The sequence below is a fragment of the Brevundimonas sp. UBA5713 genome, assembly GCF_002419815.1.
In the GTDB taxonomy this organism is placed as follows: Bacteria; Pseudomonadota; Alphaproteobacteria; order Caulobacterales; family Caulobacteraceae; genus Brevundimonas.
The window spans coordinates 32,403-52,491 of sequence record NZ_DIGV01000007.1 but is presented as its reverse complement, the minus strand read 5'-3'; the positions used below and the strand labels follow the sequence as shown (position 1 = coordinate 52,491).

Below are 20,089 nucleotides of genomic sequence, written 5' to 3'. Positions count from 1 at the left end.
CCCGCCTCGGAGACGGTGCGCTCTGTCTCGGCATCAATGGGAATGGTGGACTCACCGCCGGTGGCCGCGGCGCGGCGACGGCTTTGGTATTCGATCAGGCTGCGCACGGTGGAACGACCATCGCCGATGACCTGCGGCGGGCGGCGCACGGCAGCGGCCACAACCTTGTAGTCGATGACGACCAGCCTCAGGTCTTCGCCCTCCACCTGTTCTTCGATCAGCACCTCGGCACAGATGGCGCGGGCGGTTTCAATGGCTGCGCGAATGGCATCCATCGAGCGCAGGCCAACAGCCACGCCCTTGCCCTGTTCGCCGCGCGCGGGTTTGACGACCAACTGGCCATAGGTTTGCAGAGCGGAGGCAATGGCGTCTTCGTCTTCGGCATCGATGCGGGCGGGCACGCGCACTCCGGCAGCCTCGACGATCCGGCGGGTCATGCGCTTGTCGTCACAGATGCTGAGCGCGACAGCAGACGTCAGCTCCGACAGGCTCTCGCGGCAGCGGATCGAGCGGCCGCCCCACGTCAGCCGGAACAGGCCGCCCTCGGCGTCTATGATGTCCGCATGAATGCCCCGACGGCGGGCCTCGTCGACGATAATACGGGCATAGGGATTGAGGTCGTGCGCATCGGTGGGGCCGACGAACAGGGCCTCGTTGATCGGGTTTTTGCGCTTCACGCCAAAGAAGGGCAGGCGTCGAAAGCCCAGCTTTTCATAAAGGGCGATGGCCTGCCGGTTATCGTGCATCACCGACAGGTCCATATAGCTCAGGCCCTGCGTGGCGAAATGCTCGGCCAGACGCCGCACCAGCGCCTCGCCAATGCCCGGCTGGGTCGCCTGCGGATCGACGGCCAGACACCACAGTGACGACCCGCATTCCGGATCATCAAAGGCGCGGTGGTGGTTCACCCCTGTCACCGTGCCGATCACCGCTCCGGTCACGGAATCCTCGGCCACGAAATAGGTCAGGGTACGATCGTCGCGGTGGTCCCACAGAAAGATGGGGTCCACCGGCACCATCTTGCGCTTGGCATAGATGTCATTGATGGCCTGGGTGTCGGCCTCATTGGTCAGGCGACGCACGACAAAGCCGCGCGGCTGGCGGCGTCCGGCCTTATAGGTGGACAGGTCCAGCCGATAGGTGTGCGACGGGTCCAGAAACAGTTCCTGCGGTGCCGAGGCCAGCAGCACATGTGGGTTGCGCACATAGAAGGCGATGTCGCGCCGGTCCGGTCCTTCGGCTCTCAACGCCTCGACCAGCGGCGTGCTGGTCCGAAACGTCTGTGCGAACAGTAACCGGCCCCAGCCACAGTCCACCACGGCATTGGGCACAGGGCCGTCGCCGGCCTGCACCGGCGGTTTCAGCCCCTCGTGGCGCAGCCTTTTCAGCCGGTGTGCCTTGGCGTGCTCTGCTCGGGTGTCAGAGGCCATGTTGCTGCATCCACATTTCCAGAACGGCCACCTGCCATAGCTCGGAGCCGCGCAAGGGGGTGATGTGGCCGGTCGGATCGTCGAACAGGCGGTCCAGATAGTCGGGATTGAAAAGACCGCGCTCGCGGGCGGCCTGATTGGTCAGGGTCTCGCGCACCATGTCGAGATACGGCCCCTGAATGTATTTCAGGGCCGGTACGGGGAAATAGCCCTTCTTGCGGTCGATCACCTCTGACGGGATGACCAGACGGGCCGCTTCCTTCAGCACACCCTTGCCGCCTTGGGCCAGCTTATGCTCGGGCGGGATGCGGCCTGCCAGCTCGACCAGATCGTGATCGAGGAAGGGCACGCGGGCCTCCAGACCCCACGCCATGGTCATGTTGTCGACGCGCTTGACCGGATCGTCCACCAGCATGACCTGACTGTCCAAACGCAGGGCCTGATCGACCGGCGTGGCCGCGCCTCCTTGCGCAAAATGCGCTTCGACCAGTGCGCGGCTGACATCGGTGTCGGCCATATAGGCGCCGTTCAGCTGGGTCTTGAGTGTCTCGTGGCTGCGGTCGAAAAAGGCCTTGGCATAGGTGTCGACGGGATCGGTGGTGTCCAGCATCGGCGGGTACCAGTGGTAACCGGCAAATACCTCATCGGCCCCTTGGCCCGACTGCACCACCTTGATGTGTTTCGAGACCTCCTGTGACAGCAGGTAGAAGCCGACGTTGTCATAGCTGACCATCGGCTCGGACATGGCTCCGATGGTGCCGGGCAGGGCCTCCATCAGGCGCTGGTGCGGCACAAAAATCTGGTGGTGTTTGGTGCCATAGTGTTTGGCGATCAGGTCCGAATAGACGAACTCGTCGCCCTTCTCGCCATTGGCCTCTTCAAAGCCGACCGAGAAGGTCATCAGGTCTTTCTGGCCCAGTTCGGCCAGTAGGCCGACGATCAGGCTGGAATCCACACCCCCTGACAGCAGCACGCCCACGGGCACATCGGCGACCATGCGGCGTTTGACGGCGGTACGCAGGCTGTCCAGCACGCGGTCGCGCCAGTCCTCGGCGCTGAGGTTGGCGTCTTCCTCGTGGCGGGTCATGTCGACCTGCCAGTATTGGTGATCCTTATAGGCCCCGTCGGCCTCATAGACGCGCAAGGTCGCGGCGGGGAATTTCTGAACGCCCTTCAGAATGGTGTGCGGCGGCGGCACCACGGCGTGGAAGGTCATATAGTGGTGCAGGCCCACCGGATCGATGCTGGTATCCACATCGCCCGCCGCCAGCAGGGCGGGCAGGGTCGAGGCAAAGCGCATGCGCTTGCCCTTTTGCGCCATATACAGAGGCTTGATGCCGAAACGGTCGCGCGCCACCACGGTGCGGCCGCTGTCGCGCTCGTACAGCACAAAGGCGAACATGCCCTTGAAGCGCTCGACGCAGGCGGGGCCCCAAGCTTTCCACGCCTTGATGATGACTTCGGTGTCGCCGGTGGAGAAGAAGTTGAACCCCATCCCCTGCAGTTCCTGACGCAGTTCGGGATAGTTGTAGATGCAGCCGTTGAAGGCGAGCGTAATGCCCAGATCGGCGTCCACCATGGGCTGCTGGGCTTTTTCCGACAGGTCGATGATCTTCAGGCGGCGGTGACCCAGACCCAACGGGCCGCGCAGGACTATGCCCGAACCGTCCGGCCCGCGCGGGGTCAGGGCATCCGTCATTTTTTGCACCGCACCGGCGTCGGCAGGTCGTCCGTCGAAATTAATCTCGCCGCTAAGACCGCACATGGGCCCTCCTGAACATTATGGAAGCAGCCCAATTCAATGGTTCGGTACCCAAAGGGTTCACCCACTGCGACGCTTTGTGTCCAGTCCGCAGCAGTGGAACCGGCGCAAACCGCCACGCTGTGGGCTCTAGATGCGGTGAAAAATATTTCGCCGGAAACAAGATGTTGCGTGCTTTGACCTAAGCCGCACTCGCTTTTGGCGCGGATTTCCGCTAGGGGAAGTCATGAAAGATAAGATGACCCCCCAGGCGGTAATCGACCGCCTCGAAACCCTCTACAATCAGTCCGTGACCAACCTTCGCGATGCGGTGAAGGTTTTCATCGAAACCGGCGCACGCGCCGATGCCGAAGCCCGCGCACACGGCCTGTTCGCCTATCCCCGTCTGAAGATCAGCTGGTTCGGCGACAAACCCCAGAATCTGGAAACCCGTGCGTTTGGACGCCTGTCGCGTCCGGGTATCTATGCCACCACGATCACGCGTCCGGACCTGTTCCGCAACTATCTGCTGGAACAGCTGACCCTGCTGGCCGATGAATATGGTGCAGAGTTCGAGGTTGAACCCTCGGATCAGGAAATCCCCTTCCCCTATGTGCTGGATGGTTCGGGCGTGGCGCTGGACAGCTCCATGACCGCTTCTATCGCGCGCTGGTTCCCGACCACGGATCTCGCCCACATCGGTGACGAGATCTCGGACGGCCTGTTCAATCCGGGCGAAGACTTTCCGCTGTCGCAGTTCGACGGCCTGCGCACCGATTTCTCGCTGGCGCGCCTGCGCCACTACACCGGCACGCCGGTCGAGGCGGTTCAGAGCTTCATCCTGTTCACCAACTACAACCGCTATGTGGACGAGTTCGTCCGCTGGGCGGCGGCGGAACTGAAAAAGCCGGACAGCCCGTATGACACCCTGACCTGCTCGGGCGGCGTAGTGATCACCAAAGACACCGACAATGCCGAGGCCGCCGTCATGGACTCGGCATGGCGCAAGCATCAGATGCCAGCGTACCACCTGACCCGTCCTGACGGTCAGGGCATTACGCTGGTCAACATCGGTGTCGGCCCGTCGAACGCCAAGACCATCTGCGACCACCTTGCGGTCATGCGTCCGCACGTGTGGATGATGATCGGTCACTGCGGCGGCCTGCGCGGCAGTCAGACCATCGGTGACTATGTGCTGGCCCACGCCTATCTGCGCGACGATCATGTGCTGGATGCGGTGCTGCCGCCGGACATCCCCATCCCGTCCATCGCCGAGGTCCAGCGTGCGCTTTATGACGCGACCAAACAGGTCTCGGGCGCGCCGGGCGAAGAGGTGAAGAAGCGCCTGCGTACGGGCACGGTCGTTACGACCGATGACCGTAACTGGGAGCTGCGCTATTCCAAGTCGGCCCTGCGTTTCAACCAGAGCCGCGCCGTCGCCATCGACATGGAAAGCGCGACCATCGCGGCCCAAGGCTATCGCTTCCGCGTCCCGTACGGCACCTTGCTGTGCGTCTCGGACAAGCCGCTGCACGGCGAGATCAAGCTGCCGGGTCAGGCCAACCGTTTCTATGAAGGGGCTATCTCCGAGCACCTCCAGATCGGTATCCAGGCTGTGGACCTGCTGCGCGCCGAAGGTGAGGCCATGCACTCTCGCAAGCTGCGTGCCTTCGACGAGCCGCCTTTCCGTTAAGCCGGGCCGTTAGCTTCGATATCAGACTGCGAAAGGCCGCTCCGAAAGGGGCGGCCTTTTTGCTGATCGACTACTACTGAAAAAGTACTTTACAATATAAAGTACACTGTGCATAACGTTGATCAACGGAGGACGACGCCTTGACCGAACATTCGATCGATAACGTGCGTGATGACATCGCCTATCTGAAGGCGCTGGCCGAAGAGGGACGCGCGGCACCCTTGCTGATGGGACCTGTTCTCGTGGCGGCGGCGCTGTGGTTTGGCGCAGCGACCTTGATCCAGTTCGGCGTGGCCTTGGACATAGTGCCCCTGCACGGGTGGGGCATCCTCGCCCTGTGGGTTGTGGCAGGGCTGGGCTTTGCAGGCCTGCTGTATGTGCTGATCCGGCGCATTCACGGTCAAATCGGCAGCCAGTCACGCGATAATATTGTTATGGGCGCGACGTGGTCGGCCTGTGGCTATTCGATCTTCGGGACGTGGCTGGTCCTGATGGCCTTTGCCTTGGGCACCCAGAACTGGTCGTCGATGGCTTTGATGCCTTCATTTGTGATGGTGGCCTATGGTGCCGCGTGGGTGATCTCGGGTCAGATTGCCAAGCGAGGCTGGATGCTGCTGACGGGGCTGGTGTGCTTTGTTGGAGCCGCCGGGCTGGGCTATTTTGCTTTTACCGTCTGGACCTACGCCATCTATCTGGCCTTGCTGATGGCGGTGGCCCTGATCCCGGGCCTACATCTGATGAGGCTGGCAAAACAGACGGGTGCGTAACCATGGCCCCGTCCCAAGACCCGAAAGCCGGGTTCGACGTCGGTAATATTGACGAAGTGATCCACGGCCGTATCCGGTTGGGCATCATGGCCTATCTATCCAGCGTCGAAGCGGCGGACTTTGCCGAGATCAAGGCCAAGCTGCAGACTACAGATGGAAACCTCTCCGTCCACCTGCGCAAGCTGGAAGATGCAGGCTTTGTGCAGGTGGAAAAGACCTTCGCGGGGCGAAAGCCCCTGACGCGGGCTCAACTGACACCCAAAGGACGAGAGGCTTTTATCGCCTATCTGGACCAGATTTCTGCGTTGGTGGCGCTGCGGTAGCTGGAAGAACGCTGCAATCGGTTTAAGGAAGGTGGTCATGAACGACCGCCTTCTGCCGTTTGAGCGCATAGAGAATTTCCGTGACTTCGGGGGGTATCACTCTGCCGAAGGGCCCATTGCCCGTGGAAAGCTGTTCCGCAGCGGCCTGCATGCGCGAGCCACCGATCAGGATCTGGATCAGATGTCGGCGCTGGGCATTGCCACGATTGTGGACCTACGCCGGCGCAGCGAACGCTTGGCCCAGCCGTCCCGCCGCCCGCAGGATTGGTCGGGCCGCGCCATCGAAAGCGATCTCGGTGGCGATGGCGAGGCCCCGCATATCCAGTTCCTGCAAACCCAACCTCTGACAGCAGACTCGGCCCGTACCTATATGGGCGGTGCCTATGCCCGCATGCCATATGAGCCGAACCATATCACCCTGTTTCGCGCTTATTTCGCGGCCTTGGCAGAGGGGCAGGGGCCTGTGCTGATCCACTGTGCGGCAGGTAAGGATCGCACCGGCCTGCTCGCCGCCCTGACGCACCGCCTTCTTGGGGTGCATGAGGATGATGTGATGGCCGACTATCTGGCCACAAATGACGCGATCAATCTCACAGGGCGGATCGACCAGATGACCCAGCGTCTGGAGAAGGTGACGGGTAAGCCTGTGGCACCGGAGGCTGTGGTTGCCTTTCTGGGGGTCGAGGCCGGTTTTCTGGATCAGGCATGGCGGACCATTGCCAAGGAGAGCGGCAGTCTGGACGTTTATTTCCGCCAAACTCTCGGTCTGGAAGCCAATGACATCGCGCGTGTCCGAAAACGGCTCCTCGCATGAGTTTGTGTCGGATCATGCAGCCTTGCGACTGGGTCGATCCCCTGTCGGTGCTGTGCGGTCTGTCGACGTATGACGGCGTTGCGGGGCTGTTAGCCGGAGCGGGAGACGTCAAGGCTCACGGCGGGAGGTGGTCCTATATCGGCTGCGACCCCGACAGGGTCCAAGTCTGGCCCCTGAGCGATGACCTGTTCGCGCACCTGAAAGAGAAGGCGTGGCAGGGCGTGCCGACCATCGGCTTGGTCAGTTATGATGCGGGAGCGAGGGAGGCGACCGGTCTTCGATACGCCATCTGGCCCGACCTGATCCTTGCCCACTATCCGGCCTTGCTCGTCTTCGATCATCACGATCGCTCGCTCGTGGCGCTTGGCGTAGGCCGGACAGAACCGGAGGCACGCGCTCAGGCCGCGAGGGCGCGAGGCTGGCTGGCGTCTGCGCGAGCGCCCCAATATCCTTCAGCACCGGCAGCCAGTCTTACCGAAACCCTGTCACCGGCCGACTATGCGCACGCTGTGGCAGAGGTGGTGAAGAAGATCGGCGAGGGAGAGCTGTTTCAGGCCAATATTGCGCGCGGTTGGTCAGGCTATCTCGCCCCCGAGAGGCATCCGTTCGATGTCTTCTTGCGCTTGTCACACGGGCGCGGAGCTGCCTACGGCGCATTTGCCCGCTGGGGGGACAGGGCGATTGTGTCAAACTCCCCCGAACTGTTTCTAAACGTGGATGCGGCCAAGGGACGGATAGAGACGCGTCCTATCAAGGGGACCCGCCCCAGAGGTACCGATGTCCAGTCCGACGCGCTTTTGGCGCGCGAACTGGAGAACAGCACCAAGGACCAGGCCGAGAATCTTATGATCGTGGACTTGATGCGAAACGATCTGGCGCGGGTGTCACAGCCGGGGTCGGTCACGGTCGAGGCCCTGTGCGCCCTCGAGGCCCATCCTACGGTCTATCATCTGACCTCGACGGTGTCGGCCAAACTTCGAGGCGACGTTGATCTGGCTGATGTTCTCACAGCGACATATCCGCCTGGCTCCATCACTGGCGCGCCAAAACATCAGGCGATGAAGCGTATTGCAGCACTGGAGCCTCCCCGCGGTGTCTGGTGCGGTAGCCTGTTCGGGGCGCATCTTCAAAGCGAGGGTGATCTGGTCGCCTCTGTCCTGATCCGCACAGCCAGCTTTCAGAAGAGCGGCGAAGTGTGGTCATGGCAGGCGCTGGCGGGTGCGGGCATCACGGCTGACAGCGATCCTCAGGAGGAAGCCGCCGAAACAGAAGCCAAATTCTCGGCGCTTAGAATGGCGATCAGCAATCCAGACAGCTGACTTCCACCACGTCGCGCGGACGCAGGTAGAACTGGCGGCTAAAGGTTGTCAGTCCTGACAGGTAATCGGGAAAGCCCGGAATGGCGACGTCGTAAGGCGAGTCATAGGCATAAATGCTCTGTGACATGATCAGCGTATCGCCGTCCTTTTCCAGTAGGCCTTCGGGCAGGACAATCTCGTCGCCGACCGTATCGGGCGACAGGCCGCGTGCGTGGCTCCAACGGATAATATTCTTGTCGTCCATGCGGGTCACACTGGTCAGCTTCGACTGCATGGGCGCGGCCCCGAACGGAGACATGATCAGCTGGGCAATATCAAAATAGCTGTTGAGCGTGGCCTTGGTCACCTGACCGGATTGGGCGGTAATATCGGCCACTTGCGACGTCGCGTGCGCGACGCGCCGCTGCACCATAAAGGCCTGGGTGAACTCGACCACGCACAGATAGATCACCAGAATGATCGGTAATAGCAAAGCAAACTCGACCGCCGCTGCGCCACGATCATCACGTCCAAAGCCAGTCAGAGAGCGCAACCGGATCATCAGTAAGGCTCGTTTCGGAAGGCCGAGGTGGCGTGAAGAAGGGTGTCTCCGCTCACACGCGACATGGCTTGGTTGAGAAACGGGGTCATTGTGGGCTGGCGATACCAGACACGCACCACCATCAGATCTCGCGGCTGGCCCGGCTGAAACGCCGTCTGTTCTTCGTCAAATACTGTCTTGCCCTGTCCGTCCTTGCCAATGGGATCGGGCACGAGGGGATTGCTGAAGGTGTTGACCGGACGCACATCAAGAAACAGGCGGCCCATACATTGCGAGCGGAATACCAGCATCCTCTCGCAGATTTCGGCCTTGAACTCCGCCTGTGTCATGGTCTGGGATACCTGACCGGTACGCACCAGACGGCCGCTGTTCAACGTGGCGGACTCTAACAGCGCACTGACGGTGAGAACCACAGCAATCTCGAGTATCGCAAAGATCAGCACGAAGAAGGGCAGAGCGACGAGCGCAAACTCGACAGCGGCGGCCCCCTCGCGACTGCGCCTGATCAATGGTCGACATTTCATAGTCTTACACCCCTCGCCGGACGGGCTGTCAGGCTGCCCTATAAGCTATGCGGTTGCAGGATCACAGATGACCCTCAACAAACCCTTATGAAGTCCAAAACCTTAGCCTTTAGTCGAAAAACTTATAGTAAACAGGCTGATAACCACGATTTCAGCAGTCTTCATGCCCAAATTTTACCCGCAATTAAGGTTCGCCGCGAATAGTGAAGCTGCACAGGGGGTCAAGCGGGCAGAACCGTGTGGCCCTGCAGAGACCTGCAATTGCTCGCTAACATGATGAGGACATCACATGCGTAACCTTCTGAACCGCTTTGTTAAAGACGAATCCGGTGCGACGGCCATTGAATACGGCCTGATCGCTGCTCTGATTGCTGTGGCCATCATCGCCATTGTCGGCACCGTAGGCGGCAAGCTGAAAGATGCTTTCACGGAAGTCAGTGAAGGTCTGGAAAAGACGCCGGCTGAAGGCTAAGCTTCTGCCTGAGCCGAAAGGACAAAAGCCAAGGGCTCTGGCCCTTGGCTTTTTTCTTATACGCGGCCTTAATCTGTTATCGGCCAAGCTTGGCCTATGACACTCGCTTCACTGCTCTGCTTGCTGTTTCCGGCCATGGCGATCTTGGCCGCCGTTTACGATGCCCGCTCGATGACTATCCCGAACTGGATCTCGATCGTTCTGGCCATCAGCTATGTGCCGGTGGCCTTCATCGTCGGCCTGCCCATGGCGGATATAGGCTGGTCGGTCGGCATAGGCTTCATCGCCTTGGTCCTGGGCATCGCCCTGTTCGCTTTCCGGATTCTGGGAGGCGGTGATGCCAAGCTGTTGGCCGGGTCGGCCATGTGGGTAGGGTTGAGCGGCCTGCTCCCCTTTCTTCTCTATACGGCATTGGCCGGTGGCGCGCTGTCCCTGTTGCTTTTGCTGGCCCGCAAATGGATGCCGTTGATGCCCGTCGTGGTGGGTCCGCAGTGGATGCAACGCCTGCTGGAGCCCAAGGGTGACATTCCCTACGGCATCGCTATCGCAGTCGCTGCCGTGCTCGTTTATCCGCAAACGGCGTTGGTCGTGACTAGCTCATCGATGGCGTAATTACGTTTTGCGAGCGGGCATATGGCACGCTTAGGGTCGTGTTAATGTCCTCATGTCAGCTTGGCCTTATTATTTAAGGCGAAGCCTGAGAAGCGGACTTCGTCTGGTCGGAGACATCTGATGAAGCCCGCTAAGATTGCTGTCATCGTCGTTGCTGCGATAGCGGCCATCGGCCTGGCCCTAGTGGTCCGCTCGATGGGCACGCCGTCTCAACAGGATAGAACCGAGGCTGTCGTAGAAGCGGCACCCACGGCCAAGATACTTGTCGCTGCGGTGGATCTGCAGCCCGGACGCCGTCTCGTCGCGTCTGACATGGTCTGGAAGGATTGGCCGCTGGCCGACGTGAATCCGGCCTTCATCACCGACGGTTCCGTGCCGATCCCGACCGCTGCGGCTTCGACCGAGGCAGCTGCGACCAAGGCTGATGAAAAAGAAGGCAATGCGGCCACTCGCGCCATGGAGGCTGTCGCGTCCATCAACGGGCCGACGGCAGCGGATGGCTTTGTGGGTTCGGTAGTGCGCGAAAGCATCCTTGCCGGAGAGCCTATTGTTCTGCGCAAGATCGTTCGTCCGGGCGAAAGTGGCTATCTCGCCGCCTTTCTCGATCCGGGTATGAAGGCCATGTCCATTCCGGTCTCGGTGGATACCGCCGCCGGCGGCTTCATCCTGCCGGGTGACCGCGTGGATGTGGTGCTGACCCGTGAAGTCGAGGTCCCCAATCCCGCTAATCCCGAAAACACGATCAAGCGCAACGTCTCCACCACGGTGATGCAGAATCTGAAGATTTTGGCCATCGACCAAAGTGCCCAACCTCCCACCGAAGAAATGACGGTCGTAGGGGCCACGGCGACGCTAGAGGTCAATGCGCGTGACGCAGAAACCCTCGCCCTTGCCCGTGCGGAAGGTAATCTGACGCTTCTGCTTCGCTCCTATGCCGATGCAGCGGGACCGCGCGGCCTGATCCCTGGGGCGGTCCGCCGTGGCGACATGGCCCCTCGCCGCGCGTCTTCGACAGCAGGCAGTGCGCCTGATGACGGCCGCACCGTGCGCGTGTTCCGCGGTGAAGCCACGCCTGAACTGGTGGTCCTGCCATGAGACGTTTTCAGATGAAGCCACTTCTTTCTCTGGCCATCGCGGCCACACTGTCGGCAGGGAGCATGGCGCTGCCTGCGCAGGCTCTGGCCAGCGGTCAGTCTACCGTGTCGGTTGGCTCTGATGTGCGCCATATCAATCTTCCGCGCGGCTCCTCCTTTGCGGTCAACCTGCCCGCCGATGTGCGCGACATTGTCGTAACCAATCCGGCGGTGGCCAATGCCATGCTGCACACCCATCGCCGCATCACCGTCGTCGGGCTGGCACCGGGCGAGACCGATGCGGTGTTCGTCGGTGCGACGGGGCGGGTCATTATGACCCTGAAGATCCGCGTCGATGCCGGTGTGGCGGCGCTACAGGATAACCTGTCGCGTATGATCCCCGGTTCGGCCATCCGCGCAGAAGCGGTAAACGACAACATTGTCCTGAGCGGCACCGCAGCCAACCTCGGTGAGGTTGAGCGCGCGGCCCAACTGGCCCGCGCCCATGCGTCGGACCCTTCCAAGGTCGTGAACATGATCTCGGTCGAGGGTTCCGATCAGGTGACGCTGAAGGTCCGCGTGGTCGAGGTTCAGCGCAATGCCATCAAACAGCTGGGTTTCAACACCCAGGCGCTGATCAACGGAAATGGCCGCCATCCGCTCAATCTCAGCAGCGGCGTCAGCTATGCGGTCAACTCGGGCCTGCAAGGCGGCCTGTCCGGCTCGTGGCAGCGCCTGACCGATGTGGGCAGCGACCTGACCTCGGGCCGTATCGATATCGGGGCGTTCGAGCGCGTGGGTCTGGCCCGCACCTTGGCCGAGCCGAACCTGACGTCCGTCAACGGCGAGGCCGCCAGCTTCCTTGCCGGCGGCGAGTTCCCCGTTCCGGCCAACCGTGACCAGAACGGCCAGATCACCGTTGAGTACAAACCCTATGGTGTGGGTCTGTCCTTCCGTCCGGTGGTCCTGTCCGAAGGCCGCATCAATCTTCAGGTCAAGGTCGAGGTCTCCGAACTGAACCCCGGCTCGGGCCTGACCATCGGGGCGGGTACGCCTTCGGCCATCACCCTGCCGGGCCTGACTGTACGTCGCAGCGACACGACCGTGGAAATCCCGTCGGGCGGCGCGATGATGATTGCGGGCCTGCTGCAGGAAACCACGCGTCAGGCCATCGACTCCCTGCCGGGCATGACCAACCTGCCGGTGTTGGGCCAGTTGTTCCGTTCGCGTGACTATCTGATGGGCGAAACCGAACTGGTGGTCATCGTTGAGCCCTATATCGTGAACCCGACCTCGCCGTCGCGCATGCAAACCCCCGCTGACGGGTTGCAGGTTGCCACGGACGCCCAATCCATCTTCTTTGGCCAGCTCAATCAGGTGTACGGCTCGCCCGCTTCGACTTCGGTCGGGCGTGGCTGGAACGGCCCGGTTGGCTATGTGATCGAGTGACCGCGATGAAGAACCGATCCCTTACCCTTCTGGCGCTGGCCGGTAGCACCTTGGCCCTGACGGCCTGCGTCGGCACCGATGCGGGCATGCACAAGCCCACGCCGATCAACACCCTGTCGCGCTATGTGTTGCAGGTCGAGCCTGACCAGGACCGCATCGCTCTGGCCGTGCGCGAAAATGGTCTGTCAGAGAACCAGCGTGTGGCGCTGGTCCAGCTGGCCCAGCGTTATCGCGCCAGTGAACAGAGCGGCCTGACCGTCGAACTGCCAGAAGGCAATGATCCGGTGGCCCGCCGTTCGGCCGATAACATCGTGCAGGCACTCTATGCGGCTGGCATTTCGCCCCAGCACATCCAGTACACCACCTATGCGGCACCGGACGTCCGTGCGCCGGTGGTGGCTGGCTTTGCCTCTATCCGCGCCGCCGTGCCGCGCTGCGGGGCGGAGTGGGGCAATCTCAGCCGCACGGGCGAGAACGCCGTGGGCTCCAACTTCGGTTGCGCCGTGAATGCCAATCTGGCCGCCCAGATCGCCGATCCGCGCGACATCGTTCAGCCGCGGACCATGACCCCGCCGAACGCCCAACGACGCACGGTGGTGTTCGAAGCCTATCGTCAGGGGCAACCAACCTCTTCCCAACGTGAACCCATGCTTGAAAGCAGCCGCATCTCCGAGGCTGTGAACTAACCTATGACCACCCACCCGACTCCAACTGATCCGCTTGATGGCTTCGAGGTCGATGACGACTTTCTCGAAACCATTCAAAATCTTGCGGCGGAAGAGGGAAGCGCTGACGCCTTGGTCAGCGCATCAGTAACTGCGTCCCCAGAAGAGGCACCGACGATCAATTTTGTCGCCAGTGCCCTTGGTAAAGTTGAGGCTGCCTTCAATCCCGTGACCCCGACGCCGGAGCCTTCGGCACCGGTGGGTGACGGATTCGAGAGTGTGGACATGACTGCTACAGCTGCTGCGACCTCTGTCTTTGATCTTCCTCGCGACGCCGAGGTTTCGCGGATGCCGACTTCGGCACCGGCCAATGACCTACCGCCCCCTTTGCCGGGTACGGATGATCTCATTGAATCACCTAACTTCGTCCTGCACTCGGGCCCCGAGGCCAAGGCGGTGGACGAACCTGTGATCCAGGCCATCGATCCCAATAATGCCGCCAAGCCCGAGCCGGCGACCACCATGCCGGTGCCGGTTGGAGCCGCAGGGCTGGCTTTCGACGGCGACGCTGTCGAGGTCGCCATTCCGCGCATAGCCATTCACATCTATGCCGAGCGTCAGGACACGCTGGCCGCCGCCGAGCGCGCCGCACAGGATCGCCGCATGTCTCGCGCGACCACTCAGGTGCGTGTGGGTGGTATTCAGGCCGCGATAGAAACCTATCAGTCAGAGCCGACCCCGCCTTTGATCCTCGTGGAATGTATGAAGGACGCGCGGACCCTGCTGGAAGAGATCGACCAGCTGGCCGAGGTCTGCGATGCGGGCACCAAGGTACTGGTCGTCGGGGCTGCAAACGACATCCTGCTGTACCGCGAACTGATGCGGCGCGGCGTCAGCGAATATATGGTCGCGCCGATCCAGCCGCTGCAACTGATCGCGGCCATTGGTGGTCTGTTCACCGATCCCGATCAGCCCTTTATGGGCCGGACGATCGCCTTTGTCGGCGCACGAGGCGGGGCCGGTGCCTCGTCGGTCGCCCACAATACCGCCTTTGCGATGTCAGAGCGGATCGGCGTGAACACCGTCATCGTCGACTATGACCTTCCGTTCGGTACCTCGGGTCTGAACTTCAACCAGGACCCGCTGGGTGGCGTCGCCGATGCTCTCAGCCAGCCCGAGCGTCTGGATAACACTCTGCTGGACCGCATGATGGTGCGCTGCACGGACAAGCTCAGCCTGTTCGCCGCCCCCGCCACTCTGGATACCGACTGGGAAATCGAGGCCGACGCCTTTGACGAGGTGACTAGCCGCATCCGCAATACTGCCCCGTTTGTGGTGCTGGACCTGCCGCATCTGTGGTCGGGCTGGATGCGCGGCCAGCTGATCTCTGCCGATGAGGTGGTGGTGGTTGCCACGCCTGATCTGGCCTCTTTGCGCAATGCCAAGAACCTGTTGGACCTGATCCGTCAGGCCCGCCCGAATGATGCCCCGCCGCGCGTGGTGCTCAATCAGGTCGGCATGCCGGGCCGCCCGGAAATCCCGGCCAAGGAATTTGGTCAGGCGCTGGGCATCCATCCGTGCCTCAGCATTCCCTTTGACGCAAAAATCTTCGGGGCCGCAGCCAATAACGGCCAAATGGTTCTGGACAGCGGCGCCAAGACCAAACCCGCCGAAGCCTTTGAAACGCTGGCCCAGATCGTGACCCAGCGTCAAATGCCGACCGCTCCTGTGAAGGGACGTCTGCCGGGCTTTGCGAGCCTGTTCCGGAAAAAATAATCATGTTCGGCAAGCGCCAGCCCTCCAGTCTGTCCAAGCCCGCAGCGGCTCCGGTCGAAGCGGTCACCGAGGCTGACTCTCCGATATTGGGAGACTCCCCCGCCCCGGCCCCCAAGGCCGAGCGCAAGCCCGCTGGCATCGATGGTTTCGGACTGGAAGATCTGGAAGGCGCGGCCCCGCAGCCTGCCGTCGAAAAGCGCGCCGGTCCGCGCAAGACCGCTGGTCTCGAACAGATCAAGAAGGCACAGGCTGTCACGGAAATCGTCCGTGAACAGAGCGACTATTATCACGCCACGAAGACCACCATCTTCAATGCGCTGATGAACACCATCGACTTGTCGCAACTGGCCCAGTTGGACCAGAAGACCGCGCAGGAAGAAATCCGCGACATCGTCGCCGAACTGGTGGCGATCAAGAACGTCTCCATGTCGGTGGCCGAGCAGGAGCATCTGGTTCAGGACATCGTCAATGATGTGCTGGGCTATGGCCCGCTGGAACCGCTGCTGGCGCGCGACGACATCGCCGACATCATGGTGAACGGTGCCAACCGCGTCTTCATCGAAGTGGGCGGCAAGGTCCAGCTGACCAATGTGCGCTTCCGTGACAACGGCCAGCTGATGAACATCTGCCAGCGCATCGTGTCGCAGGTGGGCCGTCGCGTGGACGAAAGCTCGCCCATCTGTGACGCGCGTCTGCCCGACGGCTCGCGTGTGAACGTGATCGCGCCGCCGCTGGCCATCGATGGTCCGACCCTGACCATTCGTAAGTTCAAAAAAGATAAGTTGACGATGCGCGATTTGGTGGAGTTCGGCTCCATCAGCGCCGATGGTGCGCGGGTGCTTGGCGTGATCGGGGCCTCGCGCTGTAACGTGCTGATTTCGGGCGGTACGGGTTCGGGTAAGACCACCTTGCTGAACACGATGACCGCCTTCATCGATCCGACCGAGCGCGTCATCACCTGTGAGGACGCCGCCGAACTGCAACTGCAACAGCCACACGTGGTGCGTCTGGAAACCCGCCCGCCGAACCTCGAGGGGCAGGGCCAGATCACCATGCGCGATCTGGTCAAGAACTGTCTGCGTATGCGCCCTGAACGCATCATCGTCGGCGAAGTTCGTGGCCCAGAAGCCTTCGACTTGCTTCAGGCCATGAACACCGGTCACGACGGCTCGATGGGCACGCTTCACGCCAACAGCCCGCGCGAAGCCATTAGCCGTATGGAATCCATGATCACCATGGGCGGTTATGGCCTGCCGTCCAAGACGATCCGCGAGATGATCGTCGGCTCGATCGACATCATCATCCAGGCCGCCCGTCTGCGTGACGGCTCACGCCGCATCACCCATGTGACCGAGGTCGTTGGCCTTGAAGGCGATGTGATCGTGACGCAGGACCTGTTCGTCTATGACATTCAGGGCGAAGACGCCGCCGGCCGCATCAGTGGCCGCCACCGCTCGACCGGTATTGCCCGCCCCCGCTTCTGGGACCGCGCCCGTTATTACGGCCTGGAGCGCGAACTGGCCGATGCGCTGGACGCTGCGGAGTAAGCGCTGATGATGATGTATCTGGCGGCTTTTCTGGGCTTTGTGGTGATCGCCGGCCTTGGCTGGGTTCTGGTCGGCGGCGACGACGGCGACTCGGGCGTCAAGCGCGCGAAAGCCATCGCCTCCAGCAATCCCACCAGCGGCACAAAGGGGCGGGCAGGGGCCAAGGACGCCAACTCGCCCGAGACGCGCCGCAAGCAGATCATGGCCCAGCTGAAGGACGCCGAGCGTCAGGGGCGCAAGGCCCGCACCAGCATCTCGGCCAAAATTCGTCAGGCTGGCCTGTCGTGGTCGATGCGTACCTATGTGATCATCAGTGTAGTGTTCGGCATCGTTGGCCTGCTGCTTCCGCTGGTACTGGGGGCCAACATCTTACTGGCTCTGGGTGCCGCCATCGCAGCGGGCTTGGGCCTGCCGCGCTTCATCCTGTCTTTCCTGGGCAAGAAGCGGATCAAGAAGTTCCAGAGTTCGTTTGCCGATGCGGTGGACGTACTGGTGCGCGGTATCAAGACCGGCCTGCCGCTTAACGACTGCTTCAAGATCATCGCCCGCGAAAGCCCCGAGCCTCTGCGCGAGGAGTTCCAGCGTCTGACCGAGGCCATGGGCGTAGGTCAGACCTTGCCGGAAGCTTTGGACCGCATGTACGAGCGCATGCCCACGCCGGAATTAAACTTCTTTCGCATTGTGATTGCCATTCAGCAGAAGACAGGCGGCAACCTCGGCGAGGCCTTAACCAATTTGACTACCGTGCTGCGGGCGCGCCGGATGATGCGCGAAAAGATCAAGGCCATGTCCTCCGAAGCCGTGGCCTCTGCCCTCATCATCGGCTCGCTGCCGCCTCTGGTTATGATTATCGTCCTGATCAGCAGCCCGGGCTATATGATGACCATGTTCACTGATATCCGCGGGCATTTCATGCTGTTGGTTTCGGCCGCGTGGATGGGGTTGGGCATTATGGCCATGCGCAAAATGATCAACTTCAAGATCTAGGGGACGGGAACGATGGGTGACGTTATTCGCTTCGTGACCGACCCGCAGAATCTGCTGACGGTCTTTATTGCCATAGCGGCCTTCGCTTCGGTCTTCACCCTGCTCAGCGGCCTGGCGGGCGGGAATGATCTGGACAAGCGTATCAAGCACGTGGCGGAGCGTCGCGAGGAACTGCGTCGCCGCTCGCGCGCGGCCTTGGCGCAAAACCAGAATGTCTCCCTGCGCCAGACGGACGAAGGCTTTAAAAAGCGCATCGTCGACCGCCTGCAACTGAGCAAGCTGCTGGAAGACCCCACGGTCAACGAAAAGATTATGCAGGCAGGTTTCCGCGGCCAGAGCCCGGTGACCACCTTCTACTTCTTCCGCTTTGCCATGCCGTTTGTGCTGGCCGTGCTGGCCTTGATTTATGTGATCGTCGCCGGTCAGGCCGAATGGCCGTTTATTATAAAAGTGGCCATTGTCGTCTTCGCCTTCGCCATCGGCTTCTATGCGCCGAACATCTATCTGTCGAACCGCATTCAAAAACGCCGCGACAAGATCGTCGAGGCCTTTCCCGATGCGCTCGACCTGCTTCTGATCTGCGTGGAATCGGGCATGTCGATCGAAGCCGCGATCCAGAAGGTCAGTCAGGAAATCGGAAGCCAATCGATAGAACTGGCCGAAGAGTTGACCCTGATGTCGGCAGAGCTGTCCTATCTACCGGAACGCCGCATGGCCTATGAGGGGCTGGCGCGCCGCACGAACCATCCGGGCATCAAGTCGGTGGCCACGGCCATGACCCAAGCCGAAACCTATGGCACGCCGCTCAGCACCGCCCTGCGCACCATGGCCAAGGAAAATCGTGATCTGCGTCTTGCTGCTGCGGAGAAAAAGGCCGCCGCCCTGCCGGCCCAGCTGACCGTTCCAATGATTATCTTCTTCCTGCCGGTTCTGTTCGTGGTCATCATGACCCCAGCGGTCATCAGCATCTTGGATATGATGTCATGAGTGCAAAAAAGGGCCTCCCGATGGGAGGCCCTTTTCGGTCAGACCTCCACAAAGGCCTTTAGATTCTCGTTGATGGTCATCAGATGCGGCCTGATCTTGCCGCGATGCTTGTCGTGGTACATCTCGCCGCGCAGGCCGGCGAACAGAATGCCGTTGGTCACCACGCAGGCGTTGGTTTCCAGAGATTCGATCTCGTAATAGCGGATCGAACGGAACAGAAAGCCGCGGTTTTCGGACCACAAAAGCTGGCCGCAGGGTTCCCATTCACCAATCGTAGCCTGGACCTGACGCTGGCCGACAGACGGGAAGTTCTCCTCGAAGGTTAGGGGCGCGCTAAAGCCCAGCTTGCCCCTGAGGTTGGTCTCGAACGGATTCCAGCGGTGCCAGTTTTCCAGATCAGCAAGGGCGTCCCAGATTTTTTCTGCCGGGGCGCGAACGCCAATGCGGTTCTCGATGCGGGTCGTTTCCATAGTGTGGATGTGACACGCTCTCGCTTGTGACGGAAGAGGGCATGGGGCGCGGGCCAATGAAATCCATTCTAAACCCTTTGGGATCACAACCGTAGCTGGAGCGTTCGAAGGTAAACACGCACGATATTGGAGCGTTGCCATGAGCCGCATACCGATCGATTTACCACCCGATCCCTATCCGCGTCGCCCGCGACCGCGCCGTGGCGGGAACATGCTGACCTTGTTGGTGGTCTTTGCGCTGGTGTTCGGTTTAACCTATCTGGCGCTGGAATTCCTCTAGCGGTCCGACGACTGCGGGGCTAAGTGCAGCCCCATCCATTTCGCGTTCCGTTCAGAGCAGACCATGATCCAGCGCTTTCAAAAAGACCACCGGATGAGCCAGGCCGTGGTCCACAATGGTGTCGTGTATCTGGCGGGTCAGGTCGGCGAACCCCACGAAGATGTGGCGGCCCAGACCCGCACCGCTCTGGCCGAGGTCGAAGCCTTGCTGGCGGAGGTCGGTAGCGACAAGTCCAAAATTTTGATGGCGACTATCTGGCTGGCCGATATGGCGGACTTCGAGACTATGAACAGCGTCTGGGACGCCTGGGTTGATCCGGAGAATCCCCCGGCGCGCGCCACCGGTGAGGCCAAGCTGGCGGCCCCCGAATACCGTGTTGAAATCATCGTGACGGCGGCTGTCTGATGGATGATCGTTCGGAACTGGAGCGCTTTCGCGCGACGCGTGTCACTGCGCTTTATCGCCTCGATCTGATCGAGAAGGGTGCACAGCTGCACTATGACGACGGCACGCCCGTCGACATGAAGTCCGAGGCCCAGCGTCTCAACGATCAGGTGGCCGATATGGACCGCCGTATCCGTTTGCTGGAAGCCAAACTTAAGCTGAACTAGGCTTAGGG

The 20,089-nt window shown here is 61.4% G+C and carries 22 protein-coding genes; 17 read left to right on the top strand and 5 right to left on the bottom strand.

Features of this window, described 5'->3' with window-relative positions; translation table 11 throughout:
• Together ngg and B3B04_RS01015 are read right to left on the bottom strand one after the other, a co-directional pair.
• The coding region (gene ngg, locus B3B04_RS01020) for an N-acetylglutaminylglutamine synthetase (protein ID WP_292038899.1) at nt 1-1,430 on the bottom strand (1,430 nt) is incomplete at its 3' end.
• A complete protein-coding gene (locus B3B04_RS01015; protein WP_292038897.1) occupies nt 1,420-3,195 on the bottom strand; it encodes an N-acetylglutaminylglutamine amidotransferase in 1,776 nt (591 codons plus the stop codon). The genes ngg and B3B04_RS01015, both read right to left, overlap by 11 nt.
• A gap of 223 nt (nt 3,196-3,418) precedes the next feature.
• On the opposite strand from B3B04_RS01015, the gene B3B04_RS01010 reads away from it, so the two are divergent.
• The 5 genes from B3B04_RS01010 (at nt 3,419) to B3B04_RS00990 (ending at nt 8,087) form a co-directional block, all read left to right on the top strand.
• A complete protein-coding gene (locus B3B04_RS01010; protein WP_292038895.1) occupies nt 3,419-4,864 on the top strand; it encodes an AMP nucleosidase in 1,446 nt (481 codons plus the stop codon).
• A 140-nt stretch (nt 4,865-5,004) separates the two neighbouring features.
• Entirely contained in the window at nt 5,005-5,631 is a 627-nt protein-coding gene (locus B3B04_RS01005) for a hypothetical protein (protein ID WP_292038893.1), read from the top strand.
• A gap of 2 nt (nt 5,632-5,633) precedes the next feature.
• Nucleotides 5,634-5,954, top strand: a complete 321-nt coding sequence (locus tag B3B04_RS01000) for a winged helix-turn-helix domain-containing protein (protein ID WP_292038891.1) — start codon at nt 5,634-5,636, stop codon at nt 5,952-5,954.
• Between the two features lie 37 nt (nt 5,955-5,991).
• A complete protein-coding gene (locus B3B04_RS00995; protein ID WP_292038889.1) occupies nt 5,992-6,768 on the top strand; it encodes a tyrosine-protein phosphatase in 777 nt (258 codons plus the stop codon).
• Nucleotides 6,765-8,087, top strand: coding sequence for an anthranilate synthase component I family protein (locus tag B3B04_RS00990; RefSeq protein WP_292038888.1), 1,323 nt, complete (start codon nt 6,765-6,767; stop codon nt 8,085-8,087). Before B3B04_RS00995 ends, B3B04_RS00990 begins: the two co-directional genes overlap by 4 nt.
• Here B3B04_RS00990 and B3B04_RS00985 read toward each other — a convergent pair.
• Nucleotides 8,068-8,628 carry a TadE/TadG family type IV pilus assembly protein gene (locus B3B04_RS00985; protein ID WP_292038886.1) on the bottom strand — a complete coding sequence of 187 codons (561 nt, stop codon included), beginning with the start codon at nt 8,626-8,628 and terminating at the stop codon, nt 8,068-8,070. The two genes, B3B04_RS00990 and B3B04_RS00985, sit on opposite strands and share 20 nt — an antisense overlap.
• Nucleotides 8,628-9,137, bottom strand: coding sequence for a TadE/TadG family type IV pilus assembly protein (locus tag B3B04_RS00980; RefSeq protein ID WP_292038885.1), 510 nt, complete (start codon nt 9,135-9,137; stop codon nt 8,628-8,630). Before B3B04_RS00980 ends, B3B04_RS00985 begins: the two co-directional genes overlap by 1 nt.
• Before the next feature lie 304 nt (nt 9,138-9,441).
• Here B3B04_RS00980 and B3B04_RS00975 point away from each other — a divergent pair, with 304 nt between their 5' ends.
• The 9 genes from B3B04_RS00975 to B3B04_RS00935 all read left to right on the top strand — a co-directional run bounded on the left by B3B04_RS00975 (nt 9,442) and on the right by B3B04_RS00935 (nt 18,720).
• Nucleotides 9,442-9,624 carry a Flp family type IVb pilin gene (locus tag B3B04_RS00975; protein WP_292038883.1) on the top strand — a complete coding sequence of 61 codons (183 nt, stop codon included), beginning with the start codon at nt 9,442-9,444 and terminating at the stop codon, nt 9,622-9,624.
• Between the two features lie 96 nt (nt 9,625-9,720).
• Nucleotides 9,721-10,236, top strand: a complete 516-nt coding sequence (locus B3B04_RS00970) for an A24 family peptidase (RefSeq protein ID WP_292038881.1) — start codon at nt 9,721-9,723, stop codon at nt 10,234-10,236.
• Nucleotides 10,237-10,356: 120 nt separating this feature from the next.
• On the top strand, nt 10,357-11,331 hold the full coding sequence (gene cpaB, locus B3B04_RS00965; RefSeq protein WP_292038878.1) for a Flp pilus assembly protein CpaB: 975 nt from the start codon (nt 10,357-10,359) through the stop codon (nt 11,329-11,331).
• An 11-nt stretch (nt 11,332-11,342) separates the two neighbouring features.
• Complete coding sequence (locus B3B04_RS00960; protein ID WP_292038877.1) at nt 11,343-12,758, top strand: type II and III secretion system protein family protein; 1,416 nt, start codon at nt 11,343-11,345, stop codon at nt 12,756-12,758.
• Nucleotides 12,759-12,763: 5 nt separating this feature from the next.
• Complete coding sequence (locus B3B04_RS00955; RefSeq protein ID WP_292038875.1) at nt 12,764-13,444, top strand: CpaD family pilus assembly protein; 681 nt, start codon at nt 12,764-12,766, stop codon at nt 13,442-13,444.
• A gap of 264 nt (nt 13,445-13,708) precedes the next feature.
• Entirely contained in the window at nt 13,709-15,199 is a 1,491-nt protein-coding gene (locus B3B04_RS00950; protein ID WP_292038874.1) for an AAA family ATPase, read from the top strand.
• A gap of 2 nt (nt 15,200-15,201) precedes the next feature.
• On the top strand, nt 15,202-16,746 hold the full coding sequence (locus tag B3B04_RS00945; protein WP_292038872.1) for a CpaF family protein: 1,545 nt from the start codon (nt 15,202-15,204) through the stop codon (nt 16,744-16,746).
• A gap of 6 nt (nt 16,747-16,752) precedes the next feature.
• Nucleotides 16,753-17,733, top strand: coding sequence for a type II secretion system F family protein (locus B3B04_RS00940; RefSeq protein WP_292038870.1), 981 nt, complete (start codon nt 16,753-16,755; stop codon nt 17,731-17,733).
• Nucleotides 17,734-17,745: 12 nt separating this feature from the next.
• Nucleotides 17,746-18,720 (top strand): type II secretion system F family protein, encoded by a 975-nt coding sequence (locus B3B04_RS00935; RefSeq protein ID WP_292038868.1) that lies wholly within the window; start codon nt 17,746-17,748, stop codon nt 18,718-18,720.
• A gap of 38 nt (nt 18,721-18,758) precedes the next feature.
• On the opposite strand, the gene B3B04_RS00930 is transcribed toward B3B04_RS00935, so the two are convergent.
• Nucleotides 18,759-19,190: an SRPBCC domain-containing protein gene (locus tag B3B04_RS00930; protein WP_292038865.1), complete on the bottom strand. Its 432-nt coding sequence runs from the start codon at nt 19,188-19,190 to the stop codon at nt 18,759-18,761.
• A gap of 139 nt (nt 19,191-19,329) precedes the next feature.
• Here B3B04_RS00930 and B3B04_RS00925 point away from each other — a divergent pair, with 139 nt between their 5' ends.
• The 3 genes from B3B04_RS00925 (at nt 19,330) to B3B04_RS00915 (ending at nt 20,081) form a co-directional block, all read left to right on the top strand.
• A complete protein-coding gene (locus B3B04_RS00925) occupies nt 19,330-19,470 on the top strand; it encodes a hypothetical protein (protein WP_292038864.1) in 141 nt (46 codons plus the stop codon).
• A gap of 63 nt (nt 19,471-19,533) precedes the next feature.
• Nucleotides 19,534-19,875, top strand: a complete 342-nt coding sequence (locus tag B3B04_RS00920) for a RidA family protein (protein WP_292038863.1) — start codon at nt 19,534-19,536, stop codon at nt 19,873-19,875.
• A complete protein-coding gene (locus B3B04_RS00915) occupies nt 19,875-20,081 on the top strand; it encodes a hypothetical protein (RefSeq protein WP_292038862.1) in 207 nt (68 codons plus the stop codon). Before B3B04_RS00920 ends, B3B04_RS00915 begins: the two co-directional genes overlap by 1 nt.
• Nucleotides 20,082-20,089: the final 8 nt, after the last annotated feature.

Excerpts from the sequence above, each read along its gene's own strand:
- B3B04_RS01010 (WP_292038895.1), top strand. The coding sequence starts at position 3,419 with ATGAAAGATAAGATGACCCCCCAGGCGGTAATCGACCGCCTCGAAACC.
- B3B04_RS00955 (WP_292038875.1), top strand. The coding sequence starts at position 12,764 with ATGAAGAACCGATCCCTTACCCTTCTGGCGCTGGCCGGTAGCACCTTG.
- B3B04_RS00930 (WP_292038865.1), bottom strand. The coding sequence starts at position 19,190 with ATGGAAACGACCCGCATCGAGAACCGCATTGGCGTTCGCGCCCCGGCA.
- B3B04_RS00920 (WP_292038863.1), top strand. The coding sequence starts at position 19,534 with ATGATCCAGCGCTTTCAAAAAGACCACCGGATGAGCCAGGCCGTGGTC.
- B3B04_RS01000 (WP_292038891.1), top strand. The coding sequence starts at position 5,634 with ATGGCCCCGTCCCAAGACCCGAAAGCCGGGTTCGACGTCGGTAATATT.
- B3B04_RS00925 (WP_292038864.1), top strand. The coding sequence starts at position 19,330 with ATGAGCCGCATACCGATCGATTTACCACCCGATCCCTATCCGCGTCGC.
- B3B04_RS00950 (WP_292038874.1), top strand. The coding sequence starts at position 13,709 with ATGACTGCTACAGCTGCTGCGACCTCTGTCTTTGATCTTCCTCGCGAC.
- B3B04_RS00995 (WP_292038889.1), top strand. The coding sequence starts at position 5,992 with ATGAACGACCGCCTTCTGCCGTTTGAGCGCATAGAGAATTTCCGTGAC.
- B3B04_RS00915 (WP_292038862.1), top strand. The coding sequence starts at position 19,875 with ATGGATGATCGTTCGGAACTGGAGCGCTTTCGCGCGACGCGTGTCACT.
- B3B04_RS00935 (WP_292038868.1), top strand. The coding sequence starts at position 17,746 with ATGGGTGACGTTATTCGCTTCGTGACCGACCCGCAGAATCTGCTGACG.
- B3B04_RS00970 (WP_292038881.1), top strand. The coding sequence starts at position 9,721 with ATGACACTCGCTTCACTGCTCTGCTTGCTGTTTCCGGCCATGGCGATC.
- B3B04_RS00975 (WP_292038883.1), top strand. The coding sequence starts at position 9,442 with ATGCGTAACCTTCTGAACCGCTTTGTTAAAGACGAATCCGGTGCGACG.
- B3B04_RS00990 (WP_292038888.1), top strand. The coding sequence starts at position 6,765 with ATGAGTTTGTGTCGGATCATGCAGCCTTGCGACTGGGTCGATCCCCTG.
- B3B04_RS00945 (WP_292038872.1), top strand. The coding sequence starts at position 15,202 with ATGTTCGGCAAGCGCCAGCCCTCCAGTCTGTCCAAGCCCGCAGCGGCT.
- B3B04_RS01015 (WP_292038897.1), bottom strand. The coding sequence starts at position 3,195 with ATGTGCGGTCTTAGCGGCGAGATTAATTTCGACGGACGACCTGCCGAC.
- B3B04_RS00940 (WP_292038870.1), top strand. The coding sequence starts at position 16,753 with ATGATGATGTATCTGGCGGCTTTTCTGGGCTTTGTGGTGATCGCCGGC.
- B3B04_RS00960 (WP_292038877.1), top strand. The coding sequence starts at position 11,343 with ATGAAGCCACTTCTTTCTCTGGCCATCGCGGCCACACTGTCGGCAGGG.
- B3B04_RS00985 (WP_292038886.1), bottom strand. The coding sequence starts at position 8,628 with ATGATCCGGTTGCGCTCTCTGACTGGCTTTGGACGTGATGATCGTGGC.
- cpaB (WP_292038878.1), top strand. The coding sequence starts at position 10,357 with ATGAAGCCCGCTAAGATTGCTGTCATCGTCGTTGCTGCGATAGCGGCC.